This is a genomic window from Luteibacter yeojuensis (assembly GCF_000964085.1).
Lineage (GTDB): Bacteria > Pseudomonadota > Gammaproteobacteria > Xanthomonadales > Rhodanobacteraceae > Luteibacter > Luteibacter yeojuensis_A.
Genome location: NZ_JZRB01000101.1, coordinates 1 through 4,272, shown reverse-complemented (window position 1 = coordinate 4,272; position 4,272 = coordinate 1). Strand labels below are relative to the sequence as shown.

Sequence of the window (4,272 nt, the reverse complement as noted above, 5' to 3'; positions counted from 1 at the left end):
CCCGCCGCGTCGTTCACGGCGGGTAGACCCGCCGGGCGACAACCTCTCCCCTGCCGGGGGTGCCGGCCAGGGGAGGGGAACACCATGTCTTATGTCGGGCGCATGTACCTGCGGATGTTCGCGCCGGGCCTTGCGGCACTGGGCGTGGGTGCCGCGGCCGCCGCCGGGTTGCGCGTGGCGCAGGAATTCCCGGGTGAACTCGGCAACCTGGTCCTCTACTCCAGCCTGCCGCGCTGGCTGTTCGCCGCGGGGCTGTTCGCCGGGCTCGCCATCGTGGGCGTGCAGGCCCTGCGGGTACGGCTATGGGAGCGCGGCGCGCTTGCCTCGTGCTACGTATGTGGGTGCCTGCTGGCACCGGCGCGTGCCGCGCGCGGTGGCCTTGGCCGGGTGAAGCCGTGCCTGGGCTGCGGCAAGGTGCACGGGGTGAACCACCACCTGGCCCCCGTCGTGGTGCCCCTGCAGGTGGCGGTGAATGACGCGGCCGGCGGCCAGGTCAGGAGCGTGCGTTAGTCACCGTGATGCGGTGGCCCACGCGCTCCAGGAGCGTGCGCAGGGCTTCGGCGTCTTCCGCGCTGGCCGATTCCTCCAGCGACAGCCACAGGGTGTCGCCCGACAGCCCGTGCACCTTTTCGTTGAACATGATCTCGACCGCGGCCTTGCCGTTCGGGTGGACGACGGATACTTCGAAATTACGTGCCTGCACGCGCGGGTTCCCCTGACTGCCAAACGATTGCCTGGCGCAAGTCTAGCCGGGCCCTGCCCAAAAAGGCGTGACGTGGGTTTTGTCCGGACTAAAGCCCGGGGCCCTGCCGGCCGATAAAGGGATTCGAATCATTCTTTGCACGGCAGGCGCTCGCATGGGCATCTTGGGTTGGGGTGGGCGCGACGCCCGCCTGGCACGTTCGACGCTGGCCGCCCTGGGGCGGCGCTTCGCCGTGGCCGAACTCGCCGCGGACGGCACCGTGCGCACCGCCAACGGCGCCTTCCTCGCCGCGCTGGGCAAGGCCGCGGCGGCCGTCGTGGGCCAGCCCTTCCAGGCCGTCTTCGCGGTGGACGACACCGAGCACCTGTGGCGTGCGTTCGCCCGTGGCGAGGAAGTGGCCGATGCCGTGCGCCTTAAGGGCACTGGCGCCGAGGCCTGGCTGCAGGCCGTGTATGTGCCCCGCCTGGGCCGCGGTGGCCGCCTCGAGGGCATCGTGGTCTACGGTGCCGATATCAGCGCCGAGCGCGCACGCACGGCGGGCCTGGGCCAGCGCCAGCACGAGGCCGACGAGGCGCAGGGCATCGTCGAGTTCTCGCTCGACGGCATGGTGCTCGCCGCCAACCCCGTGTTCCTCAAGACCATGGGCTACCGCCTCGACGAGGTGCAAGGCCGCCACCACAGCCTCTTCGTCGACGAACGCGAAAGCCGCTCCGATGCCTACATCGGCTTCTGGCGCCGCCTGCGCTCGGGCCTGCACGACGCCGGGCTCTACCGCCGGCTGGGCAAGGGCGAGTGCGTGGTGTGGATCCAGGCCACCTACAACCCGATCTTCGACGCGGACGGCCGCCCGGTGAAGATCGTGAAGTACTGCGTCGAGATGAGCGCCGAGGCCTTGCGCGCCGTGCCGGCGCAGGCCACGGTCCCCGTTCCGGGCGAGGCCGCCGTGCTCGACATGCTCGACAGCGCCGCGTTGCGCGCCAGCGCGCTGGCCATGGATGCCGCGATCGACGCGGCCTTCGCCGAGCAGCGCGGCCAGGGCGCCCCCTGAGCTTTCCGCAGCCTTTCGGCGTTGACGGCAAACCGCATAGACCATCCGGCTGGCTACCCGCCACCGGCCGCGTGCGCTCATATACCGGTCGAGGGGTTGCCATCGGGGCCGCCCCCACCGGGGGGATGCCATGCAAAACGTCGAAGCGGGCCGCGTCCCGGCCATCGTGATGGGACGTGGGCCCACGGCGCTCGGCATCCTGCGCAGCCTGGCCGTTGCCGGCATACCCGCCTACGTGGCGTGCCCACCCGACGACCTGACCGCGCGCTCCCGCTGGTACCGCCCGACGCCGGGCGAGCCGTGGGATGGCAAGCCCGGCCCGCAGGCGCTCGAAGCGCTGCGTGCCATGCCCCTGGAACGCGCCGTCATCATCCCGGGCGCCGACGACGCCGCCATGTGGCTCGCCGACCTCCCGGCGACCGACCTGGGTCATCGTTTCCTCGTATCGTCGTCGAGCCGTGCCGCGCAGGAACTCCTGCAGGATAAATCCGTGTTCGCAGGCTACGTCGCGGCCGCGCACGTGCCGCACCCGCGCACGTTCCGCCTCGCCTCGCTCGCCGACGTCGACGCGGTGCCGATCCGCCAGCTCGACCGGGTATTCATCAAGCCGGTGAACTCGCAGAAGTTCAGCGACGTGGTCGGTGTGAAAGGCGTATGGGTGCAGACGCGCGATGCGCTGCGCGAGGCCTGGGCCCGCTTCCATGCCCAGGGCTTCTCGGTCATGGCGCAGGAATACGTCCCGGGCCCGGCCACGGAGCATTTCTTTGTCGATGGTTTTCGTGACGCGAGCGGAGGCTACACCGGCCTGTTCGCCCGCCGGCGCATGCGCATGTCGCCGCCGGACTTTGGCAACAGCTCGTGCTCGCGCTCGATCCCGCTGGACGACGTGGCGCCCGCGGTGCGCCACGTGCGCCGGTTGCTCGACGGGCTCGACTACCGCGGCATCTTCAGCGCCGAGTTCAAGCGCGACCCGCGCGATGGCGAGTTCCGCATCCTCGAGGTGAACACACGCGCGTGGACCTACGTCGAATTCGCCGCGCGCCGCGGCATCAACGTGTGCGACATGGCCTGGCGCGACGCACAGGGCCTGCCGGTGCCGCGTGCGCCGCGGGCCTATGAAAACGGGAAACTCTGCGTCGACCTGTACCACGACCTCTCGTGCATGCGGGTGACGCGGGGCCGACGCACCGACTCCTATGGGCAGGTGTTCTCACAATGGCTGCGCGCCGACCTGCATGTGTTCCGCTTCGATGACCCCTTGCCAGCGCTCCACGCCGTCATGGGCATGCTGCGCAAACGCTACGGCCGTTCACTCGGCCCGGCCGAGGGGGCTGGCGACATCCTCGAGGGCGCGGCGCTCCGCCGCGATGCCAAATAGCAGGGCGGCCGCCGCGCCGACGATCATCAGCGCCGCACCGAGCGCGTAGCCCCAGCCGATGGATGCGCGGCCGCCGGTGCCGATGAGCGTGCCGAACAGCCATGGCCCCGCCACGCCACCCAGTGCCGTGCCGAACGCGTAGAACAGCGCGATGGCGAACGCCCGCAGTTCCAGCGGGAAGCTTTCGCTCACGGTGAGGTAGGCCGAACTGGCGGCGGCCGACGCGAAGAAGAACACCACGCTCCACGCCACCGTCTGCTGGCGCGCATCCAGCACGCCGTGCACGAACAGCCATGCGGTGGCGAACAACAGCAGGCCCGACATCGCATAGGTGAGCGCGATCATCGGCCGCCGCCCCACGGTGTCGAACAGCCGGCCGAGCAGCAGCGGCCCGAGGAAGTTGCCTGCGGCGAACGGCAGGAGGTAGAGGCCGACATCGGCATCGGCCACGCCGTAGAAGCGGCCGAGCACCAGCGCGTACGTGAAGAAGATGGCGTTGTAAAAAAACGCTTGGGTGGCCATCAGCACGAGGCCGAGCACGGTGCGCTTCGGGTAGTCGCGGAAGAGGGTGCGGCCGACATCGGCAAGGGTCAGCGCATGCGGCCGCAGGCGAAGGCGGGGCAGGGGCTGTGCGGGGGGCGCGACGCCAAGGCGCTTTTCGATGCCTGCCACGACCGCCTCGGCCTCCTCGATGCGCCCGTGCAACATCAGCCAGCGTGGGCTTTCCGGGATCCACCGGCGCAGCAGCAGGATGCCCAGGCCGAGCACCGCCCCGAGGCCAAAGCTCAGCCGCCACCCCAGTTCGGGCGTGAACCAGCCAGTATCCAGGAGGCCCACCGCCGCCAGTGCGCCCAGCGCCGCGCCCAGCCAGAAGCTGCCGTTGATGACGAGGTCGGTATGGCCCCGGTAGCGCGCGGGTATCAACTCCTGGATCGCGGAATTGATGGCGGCGTATTCGCCGCCGATACCCGCGCCGGTCAGCAGCCGGAAGAATGCGAACACCGCGAAGTTGGGCGACAACGCCGTCGCGGCGGTAGCGGCGAGGTAAAGGCCGAGCGTGAGCGAGAAAAGTTTCTTCCGCCCCAGCCGGTCGGTAAGCCAGCCGAAGAAGAGTGCGCCCGCCACGGCGCCCACCAGGTAGAC

The 4,272-nt window shown here is 70.1% G+C and carries 5 protein-coding genes; 3 read left to right on the top strand and 2 right to left on the bottom strand.

Features of this window, described 5'->3' with window-relative positions; all coding sequences use genetic code 11:
* Positions 1-84 precede the first annotated feature (84 nt).
* Positions 85-510 (top strand): hypothetical protein, encoded by a 426-nt coding sequence (locus VI08_RS20365; RefSeq protein ID WP_157130538.1) that lies wholly within the window; start codon positions 85-87, stop codon positions 508-510.
* Here the strand turns inward: VI08_RS20365 and VI08_RS20360 are convergent.
* Positions 494-703 carry a hypothetical protein gene (locus VI08_RS20360; RefSeq protein ID WP_045831473.1) on the bottom strand — a complete coding sequence of 70 codons (210 nt, stop codon included), beginning with the start codon at positions 701-703 and terminating at the stop codon, positions 494-496. The genes VI08_RS20365 and VI08_RS20360 overlap by 17 nt on opposite strands.
* Before the next feature lie 154 nt (positions 704-857).
* On the opposite strand from VI08_RS20360, the gene VI08_RS20355 reads away from it, so the two are divergent.
* Together VI08_RS20355 and VI08_RS20350 are read left to right on the top strand one after the other, a co-directional pair.
* On the top strand, positions 858-1,751 hold the full coding sequence (locus VI08_RS20355) for a PAS domain-containing protein (protein ID WP_052698087.1): 894 nt from the start codon (positions 858-860) through the stop codon (positions 1,749-1,751).
* 130 nt (positions 1,752-1,881) lie between these two features.
* Complete coding sequence (locus VI08_RS20350) at positions 1,882-3,129, top strand: hypothetical protein (protein WP_045831472.1); 1,248 nt, start codon at positions 1,882-1,884, stop codon at positions 3,127-3,129.
* On the opposite strand, the gene VI08_RS20345 is transcribed toward VI08_RS20350, so the two are convergent.
* A partial coding sequence (locus VI08_RS20345; protein ID WP_045831471.1) for an MFS transporter occupies positions 3,061-4,272 on the bottom strand: 1,212 nt, incomplete at its 5' end. The genes VI08_RS20350 and VI08_RS20345 overlap by 69 nt on opposite strands.

Excerpts from the sequence above, each read along its gene's own strand:
- VI08_RS20355 (WP_052698087.1), top strand. The coding sequence starts at position 858 with ATGGGCATCTTGGGTTGGGGTGGGCGCGACGCCCGCCTGGCACGTTCG.
- VI08_RS20365 (WP_157130538.1), top strand. The coding sequence starts at position 85 with ATGTCTTATGTCGGGCGCATGTACCTGCGGATGTTCGCGCCGGGCCTT.
- VI08_RS20350 (WP_045831472.1), top strand. The coding sequence starts at position 1,882 with ATGCAAAACGTCGAAGCGGGCCGCGTCCCGGCCATCGTGATGGGACGT.